16 protein-coding genes are annotated in these 16,082 nt (G+C 76.2%); 5 read left to right on the plus strand and 11 right to left on the minus strand.

Annotated features, from left to right (window positions below; translation table 11 throughout):
• The first annotated feature begins 84 nt into the window (after positions 1-84).
• A complete protein-coding gene (locus PU704_RS13490; protein ID WP_277551699.1) occupies positions 85-852 on the plus strand; it encodes a CDP-alcohol phosphatidyltransferase family protein in 768 nt (255 codons plus the stop codon).
• On the opposite strand, the gene PU704_RS13495 is transcribed toward PU704_RS13490, so the two are convergent.
• The 5 genes from PU704_RS13495 to PU704_RS13515 form a co-directional block, all read right to left on the minus strand.
• Positions 845-1,711 carry a class I SAM-dependent methyltransferase gene (locus PU704_RS13495; protein WP_277551700.1) on the minus strand — a complete coding sequence of 289 codons (867 nt, stop codon included), beginning with the start codon at positions 1,709-1,711 and terminating at the stop codon, positions 845-847. The two genes, PU704_RS13490 and PU704_RS13495, sit on opposite strands and share 8 nt — an antisense overlap.
• Entirely contained in the window at positions 1,708-2,898 is a 1,191-nt protein-coding gene (locus PU704_RS13500) for a glycosyltransferase family 4 protein (protein WP_277551701.1), read from the minus strand. Before PU704_RS13500 ends, PU704_RS13495 begins: the two co-directional genes overlap by 4 nt.
• The gene (locus PU704_RS13505) at positions 2,895-3,311 is read right to left on the minus strand and encodes a 6-pyruvoyl trahydropterin synthase family protein (RefSeq protein ID WP_075872199.1); all 417 of its coding nucleotides are present in this window, start codon (positions 3,309-3,311) and stop codon (positions 2,895-2,897) included. The genes PU704_RS13500 and PU704_RS13505 overlap by 4 nt, the downstream gene beginning before the upstream one ends.
• Positions 3,312-3,339: 28 nt before the next feature.
• Entirely contained in the window at positions 3,340-4,332 is a 993-nt protein-coding gene (locus PU704_RS13510) for a dehydrogenase (RefSeq protein WP_277551702.1), read from the minus strand.
• Between the two features lie 144 nt (positions 4,333-4,476).
• Positions 4,477-4,914 (minus strand): MarR family winged helix-turn-helix transcriptional regulator, encoded by a 438-nt coding sequence (locus PU704_RS13515; RefSeq protein WP_047801605.1) that lies wholly within the window; start codon positions 4,912-4,914, stop codon positions 4,477-4,479.
• A 74-nt stretch (positions 4,915-4,988) separates the two neighbouring features.
• Here PU704_RS13515 and PU704_RS13520 point away from each other — a divergent pair, with 74 nt between their 5' ends.
• Both PU704_RS13520 and PU704_RS13525 read left to right on the plus strand, forming a co-directional pair.
• Positions 4,989-5,648 carry a maleylpyruvate isomerase family mycothiol-dependent enzyme gene (locus tag PU704_RS13520; protein WP_277551703.1) on the plus strand — a complete coding sequence of 220 codons (660 nt, stop codon included), beginning with the start codon at positions 4,989-4,991 and terminating at the stop codon, positions 5,646-5,648.
• A gap of 73 nt (positions 5,649-5,721) precedes the next feature.
• Positions 5,722-6,255 carry an alpha/beta fold hydrolase gene (locus tag PU704_RS13525; protein WP_047801603.1) on the plus strand — a complete coding sequence of 178 codons (534 nt, stop codon included), beginning with the start codon at positions 5,722-5,724 and terminating at the stop codon, positions 6,253-6,255.
• Positions 6,256-6,350: 95 nt separating this feature from the next.
• Here PU704_RS13525 and fmdA read toward each other — a convergent pair whose 3' ends face one another.
• From fmdA to PU704_RS13550, 5 genes are all read right to left on the minus strand, one after another.
• On the minus strand, positions 6,351-7,604 hold the full coding sequence (gene fmdA, locus PU704_RS13530) for a formamidase (RefSeq protein WP_047801602.1): 1,254 nt from the start codon (positions 7,602-7,604) through the stop codon (positions 6,351-6,353).
• A 42-nt stretch (positions 7,605-7,646) separates the two neighbouring features.
• Entirely contained in the window at positions 7,647-7,931 is a 285-nt protein-coding gene (locus PU704_RS13535) for an FmdB family zinc ribbon protein (RefSeq protein ID WP_277551704.1), read from the minus strand.
• 136 nt (positions 7,932-8,067) lie between these two features.
• Positions 8,068-9,495 carry an FAD-binding oxidoreductase gene (locus tag PU704_RS13540; protein ID WP_277551705.1) on the minus strand — a complete coding sequence of 476 codons (1,428 nt, stop codon included), beginning with the start codon at positions 9,493-9,495 and terminating at the stop codon, positions 8,068-8,070.
• A 137-nt stretch (positions 9,496-9,632) separates the two neighbouring features.
• Positions 9,633-11,426: a M23 family metallopeptidase gene (locus PU704_RS13545; protein ID WP_277551706.1), complete on the minus strand. Its 1,794-nt coding sequence runs from the start codon at positions 11,424-11,426 to the stop codon at positions 9,633-9,635.
• Between the two features lie 212 nt (positions 11,427-11,638).
• Positions 11,639-12,163, minus strand: coding sequence for a mycothiol transferase (locus PU704_RS13550; protein WP_047801599.1), 525 nt, complete (start codon positions 12,161-12,163; stop codon positions 11,639-11,641).
• Between the two features lie 192 nt (positions 12,164-12,355).
• Between PU704_RS13550 and PU704_RS13555 the strand changes: the two genes are divergently transcribed.
• Together PU704_RS13555 and PU704_RS13560 are read left to right on the plus strand one after the other, a co-directional pair.
• On the plus strand, positions 12,356-12,952 hold the full coding sequence (locus PU704_RS13555; RefSeq protein WP_277551707.1) for a hypothetical protein: 597 nt from the start codon (positions 12,356-12,358) through the stop codon (positions 12,950-12,952).
• Positions 12,949-14,523: an FAD-dependent monooxygenase gene (locus PU704_RS13560; protein WP_277551708.1), complete on the plus strand. Its 1,575-nt coding sequence runs from the start codon at positions 12,949-12,951 to the stop codon at positions 14,521-14,523. The genes PU704_RS13555 and PU704_RS13560 overlap by 4 nt, the downstream gene beginning before the upstream one ends.
• Here the strand turns inward: PU704_RS13560 and PU704_RS13565 are convergent.
• Entirely contained in the window at positions 14,486-16,003 is a 1,518-nt protein-coding gene (locus PU704_RS13565; protein WP_277551709.1) for an MFS transporter, read from the minus strand. The genes PU704_RS13560 and PU704_RS13565 overlap by 38 nt on opposite strands.
• Between the last annotated feature and the right edge of the window lie 79 nt (positions 16,004-16,082).

A 16,082-nucleotide genomic window follows, 5' to 3' on the forward strand; every position in this document is an offset into this window, starting at 1 on the left:
GTCTAGCCACCGCCCGGTGCGGCCCGGATTGACGTGGCGAGCCGTCCCGCCCAGGATGAAGACCCCCACCCGGAAGGCGACCCCATGCCGCTGGACCACTCCACCGCGTCCGTCCCCTCGGCCCGCCGGGACGGCCTCCTGGCCTTCGCGGGACTGGGGGCCGGCCTCGTCGCGCTCGGTGCGGCCTCGCAGGCGCCGGCCGCCGTGCTGGCGGTCTCCGCGCTGCTGGGCCTCGCGGGGCTGGGGGCGGTGGTGCGCAGCACGCTGCGCCGCCGCACCGAGCCCTACGGGCCCGCCGACCGCGTCACGGTGGCGCGCTCCGTGCTGGTCGCCCTGTGCGCGGCACTGCTGCCCGTGGGGCTGACGCCCGTGCTCGCGGGGCAGGCGCAGGGTCCGGCCGGGGCCTGGTGCTGGGCCGTGGTCGCCCTCGCCCTGCCCGCCTGGCTGCTCGACGGCATCGACGGCCGCGTGGCCCGCCGCACCGGCACCGCCACCCGTGCCGGGGCACGGTTCGACCAGGAGGTCGACGCCGCGCTGCTGCTCGTCCTCTCCCTGGCGGTGGCCGCCAGGCTCGGACTGCCCGGGGCGTGGTGGGTGCTGCTGATCGGCGCGCTGCGCTACCTGTTCCTGCTGGGCCTGCGGGCCCGGCCCGCCTGGCGCCGCCCGCTGCCCTACTCGCCCTATCGCCGGGTGGTGGCCGGGATCCAGGGCGGGGTGCTGCTCGGCGCCCTGGTCCCGCTGATCCCCCTGCCGCTCGCCGCCGGGGCCACGGCGGCGGCCCTGGCCCTGCTCCTGGTGTCCTTCGGGCGGGACGTGCTGTGGCTGGAGCGGAGCGCCCGCGGCCTCAGCTGACCGGCGGCAGGGCGAGCACGTCAGCGTGCCCGACCGTGGCCCGCAGCCGTCCCCGGGCACAGTCCACCAGGCGGGTCCGCAGCCAGGCGTGCGCCTCCGCGGTGAGATCGGGCCGGTGCTCCACGGCGGCGTCCGCGCGGTCGCCGAGGAACCGCTCCAGGAGGGGCCGCGCCCACGGCTGGTCGGAGATCCACCAGGGAGTGGGGGTGACGTCCACGACCATGCCGCGCTCCCGCAGGGCCTCCGCGGCCAGCCGCACGGCGTCCGTGCCGGCGAGCTCACCGCGGTGCTGGTGGTCCTCGAAGGCACCCAGCACCGAGGGGTCCAGGTGGTGGGGCGGGTCGATCAGGACCTCGCCGTCGACGGTCAGGGCCAGCAGCGCCGGGACGGCCTCCTCGGCCAGCACCCGGGCCAGCTCCCGCACCTGCTCCCGGGTCAGCAGGTCGAGCAGGGCGGAGCACGTCACGAGCCGCCGGGCCGCCGGGTGCTCCGAGAGCACCCGGCCGAGCTCCTCGATCCCGGCGAGCACGGGCACGACGTCGGCCCCCTCCGCCCGGGCGGCGGACACGGCCTGCTCGAGCAGCTCGCGGTCGTGGTCGAGCAGGACCCAGCGCTGGGGGCCGGGGAGATGGCGGGCCAGCCACGCCCGGTTCGCGCCCGTCCCGGCGCCGAGGTCCACGACCACGACGGGCTCGGCGCCCGCGGCACCGGGGTCGTCGCCCGGCGGCAGCTCCTCCCAGTGCCGGACGAGACGGGCGATCAGCGGCAGGGAGTCCTCGCGGGCCGCGGCGTCGGCGGGCTCGCGCAGGGCCAGCCAGTCGCCGGCGACGGGCCGGTGGGGTGCGGAGTGGTTCGTCATGACGGTCTCCTGGTTCGGTGGGTGGCGGTGACGGGGTCGACGGCGGTGACAGGGTCGGGGTCGAGCGCGGTGACGGGGTCGGGGTCGGGGTCGTGCTCGGCGGCGTCCGGCCGGCCGAGGGGCCGCCCGATCGCCGTGAGGACGTCGCGGGCGGTGTCCTCCCAGCCGCGCAGGCGCTCGCGACGGGCCAGCGCAGCGGTCCGCCACTGCTCGCGCACGGCGGGGTCGGTCAGCCAGGCGCGGAGCGCCCCGGTCCAGGCGGACGGGTCGTCCGGGGGGAGGGCGGCACCGGGTCGGGGCGCCGCGGTGGGGGCCGGCCCGCCGTCGAGCGCCTCGACGGCGCCGGTGCCGGCCCCCACCACCGCGGGCACGCCGTGGCCGAGGGCCTCGGTGACGACCATGCCGTAGGTCTCGGCGCTCGAGGGCAGCAGCAGCAGGTCCGCGCCGGTCCACAGCCGCTCCAGCGCAGGGCCGTGCAGGGGGCCGTGCAGGCGCACCCGGGAGGCGTCCGGGAGCTCGCGCACGGCGGCCCGGAGCCGCTGCCCGTAGGCGGGACCGCCCGCGGGACCGACGAGCTCGAGGGTCCAGGGCAGCCCGCTGAGCGGGGCGAGGGCCTGCAGCAGGAGCAGCTGGTTCTTGCGGGGGGTCAGGGACGCGACGCAGACCAGGCGCGGCACGGCCGACCCGGCCGACACCGGCCCGCGGGGCGCTCCCGGTTCGGCCACCGCCACGTCCGTGGTGCCGTAGCGGCGGGACAGGTCGCGGGCCGCCCAGGTGCTCGTGGTCAGCACCCCGGTGGCGGCCGCGAGCGCGGCGGCCTCGGCCCGGGCGAGCCGGGCGGCCGCCCCCGGGGCCAGACCGGTCTCGGCCGGCAGCGGCAGGTGCACGAGCAGGTGCACCGGCACGCCGCGGCGCACGGCGTCGCCCACGACCCCGGGGGCCGCGCAGCCGACGAGGCCGTCGAGCACGACCGTGCGCCCGGGAGCGGGCTCGCCCAGGGCGGTGCGCAGCCGGGTCCGGGCGCCGGCGTCGGCTGCGGGCCAGTCCCCGGCCACCGGCACGAGCCGGGCCGGGCGGCCGAGCCCGCCCAGCGCCGCCACGAGCCGGCGGTCGTAGAGCGAGCCGCCGGTGGGCCGCCCGCCGTCGTCGGGCACCACCACGTCGACCACCGCGGAGCCCGTGCTCACCGGGAGGTGGGCCCGCCGCGCTCGGTCAGCACGGGCAGCTCGAGGGTGTAGGAGGCCCAGGCGTCGGGGTTCTCCCGCAGGGTGACGGTCAGCCGGTCGAGCCCCGCGATCCCGGCCGCCCCGGCGGCGAGCCGCTCGGCGATGTACTGGGCGAGGACCTCCGTGGTGGACAGCCGGCCCGTGAAGTCCGGGTGGTCGTCGAGGTTGCGGTAGCGCAGCCCGTCGAGCACGCCCGAGAGCAGCTGGGAGGCCACGCCGATGTCCAGGACCACGCCGTGCTCGTCCAGCACGGGCCGGGCCCAGGTGGTCTCCACGGTGAAGGTGGCCCCGTGCAGGTTCTGGGCCGGGCCGAAGAAGGGGTCCGGGAGGCTGTGGGCGATCATGATGTGGTCTCGGACGGTCAGGGTGAACACGGTGCTCCTCGGATCGGGCGGTCGGTGGTCAGTCGTAGCGCACCACGTGGCACAGCGCCTCGGGGGCGTCCCCGGCGAGCCGCGCCATCGTCGCGGGCAGCTCCTCGAAGGGCGAGCTCCCGGTGAGCAGGGCGTCGAAGCGGGGGTCGCGCAGGGCGTCCAGGGCGGCGGCGCGCCGGTCGGCGGGAGTGCGGCGGGCCCGGCGGGCAGGGGCGACGACCCCCACCTGGCTGGCGCGGATCTGCAGCCGGCGGGCGTGGAAGTCCGCGCCCAGGGGCACCGCGGGGTCCTCGTCGCCGTACCAGGACATCTCGATCAGCTCGCCCTCGTCGCCGAGCAGCTCGAGCCCCCGGGCCAGTCCTGCGGCGGTGGAGGAGGCGTGCACGACGACGTCGCACTCCCCCGCCGCGTCCTCCGGGCGCACGTGCTCCACGCCGAGCGCGCGGGCGAGCCCGGCCCGGGACGGCTGCGGGTCCACCAGCTGGAGCCGGGCGAGCGGGAACCGGGCCAGCAGCGCGGCCGTGCAGGCCCCGATCATCCCCGCGCCGACCACGGCCACGCGGTCCCCGAAGCGCGGCGCCGCCTCCCACAGCGCGTTGACGGCGGTCTCCACCGGTCCGGCGAGCACCGCACGGTCGGAGGGCACGCCGTCGGGCACGGGGGTCACGTCCGCGGCGGGGACCACGTAGCGATCCTGGTGGGGGTGCAGCGCGAACACGCGCCGGCCCACGAGCGGCTGCGGGCCCTGCTCCACGACGCCGACCGACAGGTACCCGTACTTCACCGGGCCGGGGAACGTCCCCTCCTGGAAGGGGGCCCGCATGCGCTCGTGCACGCGGGCCGGGACGAGGCCGCGGTGGACGAGCCGCTCCGTGCCGCGGCTGATCCCGGAGCGCAGCGCCCGCACCAGGACCTCGTCCGGGCCCGGCGCGGGCAGCGGCGCGGTGCGCAGCTCGCCCCGGCCGGGCTCCACGGTCCAGTAGGCGCGGTTGGTCCTGGGCTGCTGAGCGGCGTCGGTCATGCTCCCATTGTGGCGCGCGGCGGGCTCCGCGCCACCGAGCGACCGGGGTCCGCTCGAGTGACCGCCTTTTTCCGTGCTCGCTCGGGGCCCGTGCTCGCTCGGGCCCGTGGTCGCTCGGGCCCGTGGTCGCTCGGTGACGCGCGGTCAGTCGGCGCCGGGGTCCTCGTGCAGCTCTGCGAGCGCCCGGCGCAGCTCGGCATAGCGCCGTGCGCCGAGCCGTCGGCGCCACTGCGCCTCCACCTCGGCGACCACGGCGGCCGCCGCGGCCTGGGCCGCCCGGCCGCGGGCGGCGATCGTCACGACGCGGGCCCGGGCGTCGGCCGGATCGGGGCGGCGCTCCACGTAGCCCTCCTGCTCGAGGGCCTGGACGAGCACGCTGGCGGTCTGCTTGGTCACACGGGCCTGCTCGGCCAGCCGGGCCAGCCGGGAGCCCTGGGGGTCGATGCGCTGGAAGATCCGGGCCTGGGCGTAGGTGAGGTCCTCGAACCCGCCGGCGTGCAGGGCCTCCATCACCCGGATCTCCATGTCCCGGTACGGGTAGTACAGCAGCAGCCCCGTGTTCGTGCCCGTGTCCTCGTGCATGCCCACCCCTTGACGGCGCGGCCGTCAGCGCCGGAAAATTTAGTCAGGAAAACTGACTTCTGGGGGAGATTACCATGGACCGCGACGCCGTCTGGGACGCCGTCCACCGCGAGCGCTCCGCACTGGCGGACCTGCTCGAGACGCTGAGCCCGCAGGAGTGGGACCACCCCACGCTCTGCCCGGGCTGGGCCGTGCGGGACGTCGCCGCCCACGTCATCTCCTCGGCGCAGTACGGTCCCGCCGACCTCGTGCGGGCGCTGTGGCGCGGGCGCGGCGACTTCGACCGGGCGATGCGCCTGGACGCCCGGGACCGCGGCCGGCGGCCCGCCGCGGAGATCGTGGCCGACTACCGGCGGCTGGACGGGTCGAGGCGTCACCCACCGGGCACGAGCGTCCGGGAACCGCTGCTGGACGTGCTGGTGCACACCCAGGACATCGTCCTGCCCCTGGGGCGCCGGCACGCCATGCCGCCCGAGGCGGCCCGGGCGGCCGCGGAGCGGGTGTGGTCGATGCCGTTCCCGTTCCGGGCCCGCCGGAGGCTGCGCGGGCTGACGATGGTGGCCACCGACGTCGCCTGGCGCGCGGGCGAGGGCCCGGAGGTCCGGGGGAGCATGGAGGCGCTCCTGCTGCTGCTGACCGGCCGCACCGCCGCCCTCGACCGGCTGGAGGGCCCGGGCCTGCCGCTCCTCGCAGCGACCCCGGGAGCGGCCCCGGGAGCGGCCCGGGACGCTTGACACCCCGCCGCGGCGGCGGGGACGCTGGAACAGGCGGCGTCCGCCGTCGCCTCCCCCGTTCCCGAGGTGACCCATGGTCCAGCGCATCCTCTTCCTGCACGGTGCCGGCTCCCAGCCCGCCCCCGGCGGCAATCCGCTCCTCGAGGCGGTGCGCAGGCAGTGGCCCGAGGCCGACGTCGTCGCTCCCGACCTGCCCCGCCCCGAGGACCCCGACCCCGAGCTGTGGCAGGAGGCGATCGGGCGGGCCGTGCGGGCCATCCCGGACGAGCCGTGGGCGATCGTGGGCCACTCCCTCGGCGGGTCCGAGGTCCTGCGCTTCCTCTGCCACCGCGTCCCCACGCTGCTGCAGCGGGTCGTGACCGTGGCCGCCCCCTTCTGGGACGCGGAGGACCCCGACTGGAGCGCCCCCGGCTTCCCGCTGCCGCCCACCGTGGGCCGCCGGCTCGCGGACCTGGAGATCGTGGTGGTCCACGCCGAGGACGACGACGTGGTCCCGCCCGTCCACGCGCGCCGCCTCGCCGAGCACCTGCCCTCGGCAAGACTCGTGCTGCTCCCCGCCGGCGGGCACCTGCCCACGTCCTGGACGGAGCAGGACCTCCTGCCCTGACCTGAGCCGGTCCAGGTCCCCGCCGAACGAACCCTCCGGTCCCCGCCGGACGCAGGCGCGGGAGGCCGCCGACGGGCACCCGCACCACCCGCGGGTCAGGCTGCCGCGTGGGGCGCGCCCATGCCGCGGTCCACCTGGTGGGGTCCCGCCGCCGAGGGCCGGACGTCGAAGTCGAAGATCGCGGTGGGGATGTACACGGTCGCGCACGAGTTGGGGATGTCCACCACCCCGGAGAAGCGGCCCTCGATCGGCGCGGCGCCTAGCAGCAGGTACGCCTGCTCCGGGGAGTACCCGAACTTCGTGAGGTAGTCGACCGCGTGCAGGCAGGCCCGCTGGTAGGACAGCTGCGCGTCGAGGTAGCGCTGCTCGCCGTCGAGGGTCACCGACGTGCCGGAGAAGGAGATCCACTCGCTGTACTGCGGGTCCGTGTTGCCCGGCAGGAAGATCGCGTTCTCCGAGACCCCGTAGGTCTCCATCCCGCCCTTGATGACGTCCACGTGGAAGTCGATGAACCCGCCCATCTCGATGGCGCCGCAGAAGGTGATCTCACCGTCGCCCTGGGAGAAGTGCAGGTCCCCCACCGAGAAGTTCGCGCCGTCCACGAACACGGGGTAGAACACGCGTGTGCCCTTGGTGAGGTTCTTGATGTCCTGGTTGCCGCCGTTCTCCCTCGGCGGGGCGGTGCGGGCGGCCTCTCCTGCCACCCGGTCGACGTCGGAGTCCGGGACCCCGCCCAGCAGTGCGTCCTGCGGCTCCGGGGGCAGCGCGAGGGGCGGGACCCGGTCCGGATCGGTCGCGATGAGCGCGCCCTCGCGCTCGTTCCACCGTGCCAGCAGCTGCGCGGAGGGCGCGGTCCCCATCAGGCCGGGGTGGACGATGCCCGTGAAGGACACCTCCGGGACGTGCCGGGAGGTGGCCGTCTGACCGCGGAAGTCCCAGATCGCCTTGTAGGCGTCCGGGAACCGGTCGGTGAGGAAGCCGCCCCCATTGGTCCTGGCGAAGATCCCGGTGTAGCCCCAGCCCTGTCCGGCCAGCGGCCCGGAGTCCTCCTGCGGGATCGGCCCGACGTCGAGGATGTCGACGACGAGCAGGTCGCCGGGCCGGGCCCCCTCCACCGCGAACGGGCCGGAGAGCTTGTGCACGGTCCGCAGCGGAGCGTTGAGGACGTCCTCCGCCGAGTCGTCGTTGACGATCGCGCCGTCGAACCACTCCCGGCAGTGCACCCGGAAGGTGTCCCCGGGCCGCACGGTCGCCACCGGAGGGATCTCGGGATGCCAGCGGTTGTGCCCGACGAGCTGCTGGTCCTCGAAGGACCGCGAGGAGTCGAGGGGAAAGATGAGCTCCGGCATGACGTGCCTCCTGGCGTGCGTGGCGGACGGTGCGGTGCCCCCTCAGGGGCGGGGAAGTCTGCGGTGGAGGGGGTTCGTGCTGTGCCGGGCGGGCCGCCGGGGCCCGGACGGCAGGGCGGCGACGACGTCCGGTTCGCCCGCGGTGGCCTCGGTGCGCTCGATGAGCCGTGCCTCGGGGGACCCGGCCCGGGAGAGCCCGGGCGCGCCCGGCAGCCGGCGCGCCGCGGTCCCGCACTCGGGACAGGACGCCTCGCGCCCGGCCGCGCCCATCCCCAGCAGGAGCTCGAACACCCCGCACGCGGGGCAGCGGTACTCGTAGAGCGGCATGCGCGTCACCTCTCGGCGCCGGGACCGGATGTCCCCGACCGTAGCGCTCGGCCCCGGTCCCGCGGAAGGGCGCGGACCGAGTGGCCGCGGAAGATGACGCGGCCGCGCCCGGGCCCGCCGGAGGGGCAGCGGCGGCTCAGCGGCGGCTCGGTGCGACGTTGAGGTTGAGCCGGAACAGGTTGCCCGGGTCGTAGCGGTCCTTGAGCCGGACCAGCCGCTGCAGCTTCTCCCGCCCGTACACCTGACGCACGGCCCGGTCCGCGTTCCCCGGCACCGCGGAGTCGGGACCGAGGAGGTTGAGGTACTGGCCGTGCTCGGCGAACGGCTGCAGCTCCGCGTGGACCCTCCGGGTGAACGCGGTGAGATCCTCGTCCTCCGCGGGGTCCTGCCGAACGCCGTGGGACGTCACCCAGTACGGCGCGGAGCGGTTGGGGAAGGCGGTGGCCTCCTCGGCGACCCGCCCGAACGCGCCTCCCAGGCGGTGGAGGTCGAGGCCGGCGCCCCGGTCGGCGATCCCGGACGCCAGGCGGACGACGACGTCGATGACCTCGTCGTCCAGCCGGCCGAGGGGCAGGTTCTGCCAGCGCCCGCGCGAGCCCTTCGGGAAGGCCCCGTCCCGGGCGCTCTGCCAGTCGAGCCACGGCACCGCCGCCACGTCCTCCGCATCGGGCGGGGCGTCGACCCGCAGCTCGTCGACCAGGGCGCGGCCTGCGACGTGGTCCTCCACGACCCAGCAGAACCGCACCGCCATCGCCGGCTCGTCGCCGGCCGCGTCCCCCGGTGGCCCGAGCCCGAAGGTGACGATCGGGTTCAGCTCGTCGGGCAGGTCGTGCGCCCACCGGGCGAAGGCCCGCAGGGCGCCCGTCCAGTGCGGCCGGCGGTAGCGGAGGCTGCCCGCGAGCACGAGGGCCGGCATCCTGCGGGCGCCGAAGGTGAAGGAGGACACCACCCCGAAGTTGCCCCCTCCCCCGCGCAGCCCCCAGAACAGCTCGGGGTTCTCCTCCTCGCTGGCGTGCAGGTGGTCCCCCGTGGCGGTCACGACGTCCGCGGAGTCGAGGTTGTCGAGGGTCAGCCCGTTGCTGCGGGTCAACCAGCCCATGCCCCCGCCGAGAGCGAGGCCCGAGACCCCCGCCGTGCTGACCGCCCCCAGCGGGACGGCGAGCCCGTGGACCGTGGTGGCCCGGTCCAGAGCGCCGATGGTGGTGCCCGGCTCCACGCTCACGAGCTGGTTCGCCGGGTCGACGACGATCTGCCGCAGCCGCCCGAGGTCCAGCAGCAGGCAGTCCTCCATAGCGCCGGAGCCGGCCACCCCGTGCCCCCCGCCGCGGACCGCCAGGGGCAGGCGCATGCGCTGCGCGGCGGCCACCGCGAGATCGATGTCCTGCACGGAGCCGGCCCGCACGACCGCTCGGGGGCGGACGTCCAGCAGGCTGTTCCAGAACCGCCGGGCGCGGTCGTAGTCGGGGTCCCCGGGTGCGACCAACCGACCCGTCAGCCGTTCCGCCAGCTCCCGGAGCGCCCGGGCCGTCGTGTCCTCCGGGACCCTCCGGTGCGTGGTGCTCATCGCCATCACCCCCGCGCGGAAATGCGAACACCGGCGGCAGAATTCTAGTGCGCCCCGGGGCCGTCCGGGCCGGGGGCCGCGTCACTGCTGGATAACTCCGGGCCGCTCCCGGGAACGCGCACGGACCCGGCTCCCGGTCAGGGGGCCGGGACCTCCGCACCGGTGTCGCCGACCGGCGCCGCCGGACCGGCGGCGGCAGGACCGGGCGCGCCCGTCTCCTCGACGGGCACGACACCATCGCCGACCCCGGGCGCGGCCGCGCGTCGGGCGGGTCGCATGCGGTCGTCGTCCTCGTCGTTGGGCAGTCCGTCCCCGTCCATGTCCGGATCGGCCTCGTTGCGCAGGCCGTCGCCGTCCAGGTCGGGGTCCTTCTCGTTGTCGATGCCGTCGCCGTCCAGGTCCGTGTCCTCGTGGTTGAAGATGTCCGTGCGGTCGGAGTGGAAGTCGCCGTCGAGGTTGTCGTCGTCGACGTCCGGAATCCCGTCCTTGTCGGTGTCCCGCACTGTGTCCGCCACGACGGGAGCGACTCCGGGTTCAGGGGTCGGCGAGATCCCCCCGGGAGCGGTCGGTGTCGGGGTCGGAGTCGGGGTCGGGGCCGGCGCCGCTTCCGGAGGCCCCAACGGCTTCGTGCCGGGCTCCGGGGCAGGTTGGAGCTCGGGCGCCGGCGGCGTGGTCGGTGAGGAAACAGGCGGCAACGGCTGCTCTGTGCCCGTCAGCGGCTCCGTACCCCTGGGCGGCGCCGGTGGGGTGGAGGGCACTGTCGCCGGGCCGTCGTCGGGCTGCTCCGGCGCGGGAGCAGGCGGTGGCGGCGCCGTGGCCTTCGTCGACTCGGCGGCCTTGTCGGCAGCGGCCTTGTCGGCGGCGGCCTTCCGCGCCGCGGCACGCTTCTCGGCGGCCGCCTTCTGCTGCGCGGTCTTCTGCTCGGCCGCCTTCTTCTCGGCGGCCTTCTTCTCGGCGGCCTTCTTCTGGGCAGCCTTCTTCTGGGCAGCTTTCTGCTTTGCGGCGACCTTATCGGCGGCCGCCTTCCGGTCCGCGGCGGCCCGCTCCTCGTCGGTCTGCGGGACGGGGACCTCCAGGGAGTACTTGCTGCGGGACGCGGGGATCACGCGCATGCCGTCGACCCAGTCGAAGGACTGCGGGTCCACGGCCTGTCCGTCCACCCAGGTCTCGAAGTGCAGGTGCGGGCCGGTGACGCGGATGCCCGTGGCCCCGACCGCGCCCAGCTGCTCGGAGGCGGCCAGCCGGTCCCCGACCCGCACCCGGACGTCCTCGAGGTGGTTGTAGGTGGTCTTCAGCCCGTCCGCGTGGGTGACCTCCACGCGGTTGCCGCCCCACACGTCCCAGAACACTGCCGTCACCTCCCCGTCCAGGGCCGCCACGACCGGCAGACCCGCCGGGGCGGAGACGTCGGTGCCGTTGTGGAACTCCCGCCCGCCGCGGTCGGGGGCGATCCGCCAGCCGAACTGCCCACCGGGCAGCACGGCCCCCGGGGACGTGGGGGCGATGAGCGTGTTGACGGGCAGCTCCCCCTGGTAGAGCCGCGGCGGCTGCCGTCCCGGACGCACGGTGGAGACCCCGTCGCGGCCGCCCTCGCCGCGGCCCGCCCCCTCCCGCCACGATCCCTCGCCGGCGCCGCCGTCCCGGACCGGGGAGACCGAACGGACCTCCCGCAGCGGCCCGGCCGGCTGCGGCCGGCCGGGCGCGGCGGCCATCAGGCTCCACCGGCTCTCGGTCCGCTCCACCTGTTCCGCGGCCTCCGAGGGCGTGCCGAAGGCCGAGCCGCGCGCCGGGCCGGCGTCCGGGGCGATGCCGGAGCTGACCGCCACACTGACGGCGACCAGCGCCGAGAACGCGGTCAGGGCGGTGACCGGCGAGGCGGCGCGCCGGCGCAGGCCGGCGGTGGACGGACGGTGAGAGGAGTTGCGGGGCATGACGGTGTTTCCCCCAGGGAGTCGCCGACGGCGACGGCAGGAACGGAGCGGCGGAACGAGGTGCTGGGACCCAGCGTGCTCAGCTTAAGCGAACGGACGGTGACCACCGAGGAAAGGGCCGTCCCCACATCGGCGCCTTGTCACACAACGTCTCGATGCAAAGACAACCGCTTGGACCGGCGGCGCCGGGCCGCACGGGCTCCTGGCAGCCGTCAGTACGGCCCCGACCACCCGCCGTCGACCAGGCCCCGGACGTAGGCGGCCTGGCCGAGGTGCTGGGCGGCGTCGTCGACCGTGCTGACCAGGCGCACGCCCCGGGTGACGGGCGGGTCCCAGGACCGGTCCACGACCTCGTCGAGCTGCGCGTCCGTGAGGCCGCGCACGTAGTCCACGGTGCGCTCGACGACCGCGTCGAGATAGCCCTGGAGCAGCTCCGCGGACGGCACCCGGACCCGCGCCACGTCCTCCGGCCGGTGCCCGAAGCCCATCGAGGAGTCGGGCAGACGGAGGCCGAACCGTTCGTTCCAGCCCTGATCCGTCCACACCTCCTCGGTGCCGGCCAGACGGGCCACCTGCGCGTCCTGCTGCCGGGCCGCGTGCCAGACCAGCCACGCCACGGAGTTGGAGGTCCCGCCGGGCATGGTGTGCAGCACGCCGAGGGGGATGCCCTCGAGCACCTGCCGCGCCACCTGGGACGGGCGGCGGGCGGCGTCCTCGAACAGCTGCTGCGGCGTCATCGCGATCGCTCCTTCCGGCCCGGGCCGGGACGGGCCCTGTGTGCCGAGCCTACGTCCGCGGCGGCCGCGGCACGCCCGGGGGTCACGGCGGCCGCCGCAACAAAGCGGTGACTTCCCAGGTCGGGGCACGGGCCGGAGTCCACGGTCCTACCCTGGAGGCCGGACGTCCCCGAGCCGGAGGCGGATCATCCGATGACAGCACCACGCACAGCGCAGACGATCACCCGCCCGTTCCTGGGGACCGGACCGGCGGTCCGGGCCGTGGCGGGGTCCGTGTCCTCCACGGCCGCCCTGCTCGCGGAGCGGCGCCTGCACCAGCCGGCCGGCCACCGGGGAGCGCGCCTGGACTTCGCCGACGGGACGGGCTCCCGGGTCTACCGCGAGACCACGGTGGACGGCGAGGACCCGCGTGAGCCCGCCGTGCTCGTCGTCGTCTTCCGGCTGCGCGCGGTGCGGGGCCGGGGGCACACCCTGTTCCGGTGGGAGAGCGAGCTCAACACCCCGCTGTTCGCGGGCTTCCCGGGGTTCGTCTCCAAGCTCTGGCTGGCCCACGACGACCGGGGCCGCTACCGCGGCGTCTACGAGTGGGACGGCCCGGAGCGCGCCCGCGCCTACGTGCAGGCCCTCGGGTGGGTGCTCTCCCTGGTCGGCGAGCCGGCGTCGGTGCAGGCGGTGGTCTTCCCCGGGCTGCACCGCGACGAGGTGCTCCAGGAGCCGGAGCTGGTGGCGGGCCACGGCGCCCCCGCGTGGAGCGTGCTCACCGCGGTGGACCCGCCCCCGGGGCCATGACCCCGGGGGCCGGGGCGGAGGCCCCCACCGACGTGCTCGTGGTCGGGGCGGGCACGAGCGGCCTGGCCCTGGCCCTGCAGGCCCACGACTGCGGGGCACGGGTGCGGGTGGTCGAGCGCCGGACCGAGGAGTTCCGCCCGTCCCGGGCCCTGATCCTGCACCCGCGGACCCTCGAGGGGCTGCGCCCGCTCGGGGTCGCCGACGAGCTGCTCAGCCGCGCCGACACCGCCCCGGTGGTGGACCTGCACCTGGGTCCACGGGTGGTCACGGCCCGGCTCGACGACGTCACGCTGCCGGGCACCGCGTTCCCGCACCCCGTGCTGGCCCGCCAGGCCGAGGTGGAGGCCGTGCTGCGGGCGGCCCTGGCCCGGCGGGGCGTGACCGTGGAGCGGGGCACCGAGTTCGTGGGCCGCAGCGGGGAGCGGGCCGTGCTGCACCGCGACGGAGCGCTCGAGGAGGCGTCCTTCCGCTGGCTGGCCGGGTGCGACGGGCCGGGCAGCACCGTGCGCGCCGCCGCCGGGGTGACCTGGCGCGGCCGGCCGTACCGGCAGGAGATCCTGCTGGCCGACCTCGAGCTGGAGGGCCTGCTCCCGGGGCGGGCCCACGTGGCGGCCGCGGCGGGAGGACTGGTGTTCCTCTTCGCGATCGGCGAGCGGGCGCCGTGGCGGCTGCTGGCGACCACCCGCTCCTCGCCCTCCGGGGCGCCGTTCGGCCAGCCGGGCCCGCCCGTTCCCGAGGAGGAGCTGCAGGCCGTGCTCGACGCCTCGGGGCTGCCCGTCCGCATGCTCCGGGCGGCCTGGTCCTCCCGCGTCCGGCTCCAGCACCGCCTCGCCGGGCGCTTCCGGGAGGGCGACGTGTTCCTGGTGGGGGACGCCGCGCACGCCCACTCCCCCGCCGGCGGGCAGGGCATGAACACCGGCATCCTCGACGCGCTCAACCTCGGCTGGAAGCTGGCCTGTGCCGTGCCCCCGGTTCCCGGGGGCCCGGCGCAGGAGGTTCTGCTGGACACCTACGAGCAGGAGCGCCGCCCCGCGGGCCGGCTGGTGCTGGCCCTGACGCACGTCCTGTTCTGGGGTGAGGCGGGCACCGGTCCCCTTCCCCGCGCCCTGCGCGGCCGTGTCGCCCCGCTGGCCGCTCCGGCCGCGCCGGCGCTGCTGGGGCGGCACCGGCTGACGGCGGCGGGGATGGGCGTGCTCGCCCAGTTCCACGTCCGGTACCGGGGCAGTCCGCTCTCCGTGACGTCGGGGCGGGTGCACGGCACGCCGCGGCCCGGGGACCGCCTCCCGGACGCGCTGGTGCGCTGCGGCGGCCGGGCCGTGCGGCTGCACGGGCTCACGGCGGCACCGGGCTTCCACGTCCTGCTGGAGCGCTCGGCCCCGGGGCTGGACGCCGCGGCCCTCGGCGCGGGGCCCGGCACGCCGGGGCCGCGGGTGCACGTCCACCGGCTCGAGGACCGCCCGGGCGAGGGCGGCACGGTGGTGCGCCCCGACGGTCACGTGGGGCTGCGGGCCGGTCGGGTCGACGCCGAGCTGCTCAGCGCGTGGCTGGCCGCAGCACGCGGGCGACCGTGAGCCCGGCCAGGGCGACCAGCACGGTCATGACGACGGCCGTCCAGTGCATGCCCGCGGTGAACGCACCGAAGGCGGCGTCCCGCACGGCCGGGCCCAGCGCCCCGGCGCCTTCGGCGATCTCGACGGCACCGCCGAGGGTCTCGTGCGCGGCGGCGGACGGGCCGGTGGCCAGGGCGGCCGGCAGGTCGAGGTGGCTCTGGTAGAAGGCGGTCAGCAGGCCGCCGAGCACCGCCGTGCCCAGCACCGCGCCGACCTCGTAGCCGGTCTCGGAGATCGCCGAGGCCGCGCCGGCCTTGTGCGGCGGAGCGGCCGTGAGCACGAGGTCGTTGGACAGCGTCTCGGCGAAGCCGATCCCGGTGCCGACCAGGCAGAAGGCGGCCAGGGCCACCAGGGGCCCGGCCGGGGCGGACAGGTCCGCCAGGGCGACCACGAGGAAGCCGGCCGCGGACACCAGCATGCCCGTGGTGATCACGGTGCGCGCCGAGAAGCGGCGCACCGCCCGCACGGCCAGGAAGCCGGCGAGGACGGTCAGGGCCAGGCCGGGCACCATGGTCAGACCCGCGGCCATCGGGTCGAGGCCGACCACGAGCTGCAGGTACTGGGTGAGCATGAACAGGAACCCGTAGAGGCCCACGTTGCCCAGCACGTTGACGGTCACCCCGCCCGTGAACTCCGGGGACCGGAACAGTCCCAGGTCCAGCACCGGGTGCTCCAGGGTCGCCTGGCGGCGGACGAAGAGCAGGCCCGCGAGCACGCCGAAGGCCGCGCTGAGCAGACCGTGGAAGAGCTCGCCGGAGGCGGTGGCCGCCTTGATGCCGTAGACCACCGGGGTCAGCGCCAGCATGGCGAGGAGCACGGAGGGCACGTCCACCGGCCCCGGGCGCGGGTCACGGGACTCCGGGACCAGCAGCGGCCCCAGCACCAGCAGCGGGACCAGCACCGGCACGGACATCAGGAACACCGAGCCCCACCAGAAGTGGTTGAGCAGGAAGCCGCCGACGACCGGGCCCAGCGCCGCGCCCCCGCTGAACCCGCCGGCCCACACCGCGATGGCGATCCGCCGCTGGGCGGGGTCCAGGAAGATGTTGCGCAGCAGCGACAGGGTGGCGGGCATGAGCATGGCGCCGAAGAGGCCCATGGCGGCCCGCCCCGCGACGAGCGCCTCGGCGGTGGGGGCGAAGGCCGAGGCCGCGGAGACGGCGGCGAACCCGGTGCCGCCGATCAGCAGCAGCCGGCGCCGGCCGATCCGGTCCCCCAGCGTGCCCATGGGCACGAGCAGGCCCGCGAGGACGAGGGGATAGACGTCCACGATCCACAGCAGCTGCTCGCCGGTGGGACGCAGGGCCTGGGAGATGGTGGGCAGGGCGAAGCTCAGCGCGGTGTTGTCCACCGACACGAGCAGGACAGGCATCATCAGGACCGCGAGCGCGGCCCATTCGCGCGGGCCGGCCGTGGGGCGGGGCGTCAGCAGAGTGGTCATGGTTCACCTCCGGGGGTCGGATCGGGTCGTACAGCTCCGTAACTGTACCGTCTAGACGGTACAGTTATTGAGGGGCTGG

The sequence above is a fragment of the Kocuria oceani genome (genome assembly GCF_029524215.1).
GTDB classification, from domain to species: Bacteria; Actinomycetota; Actinomycetes; order Actinomycetales; family Micrococcaceae; genus Kocuria; species Kocuria oceani.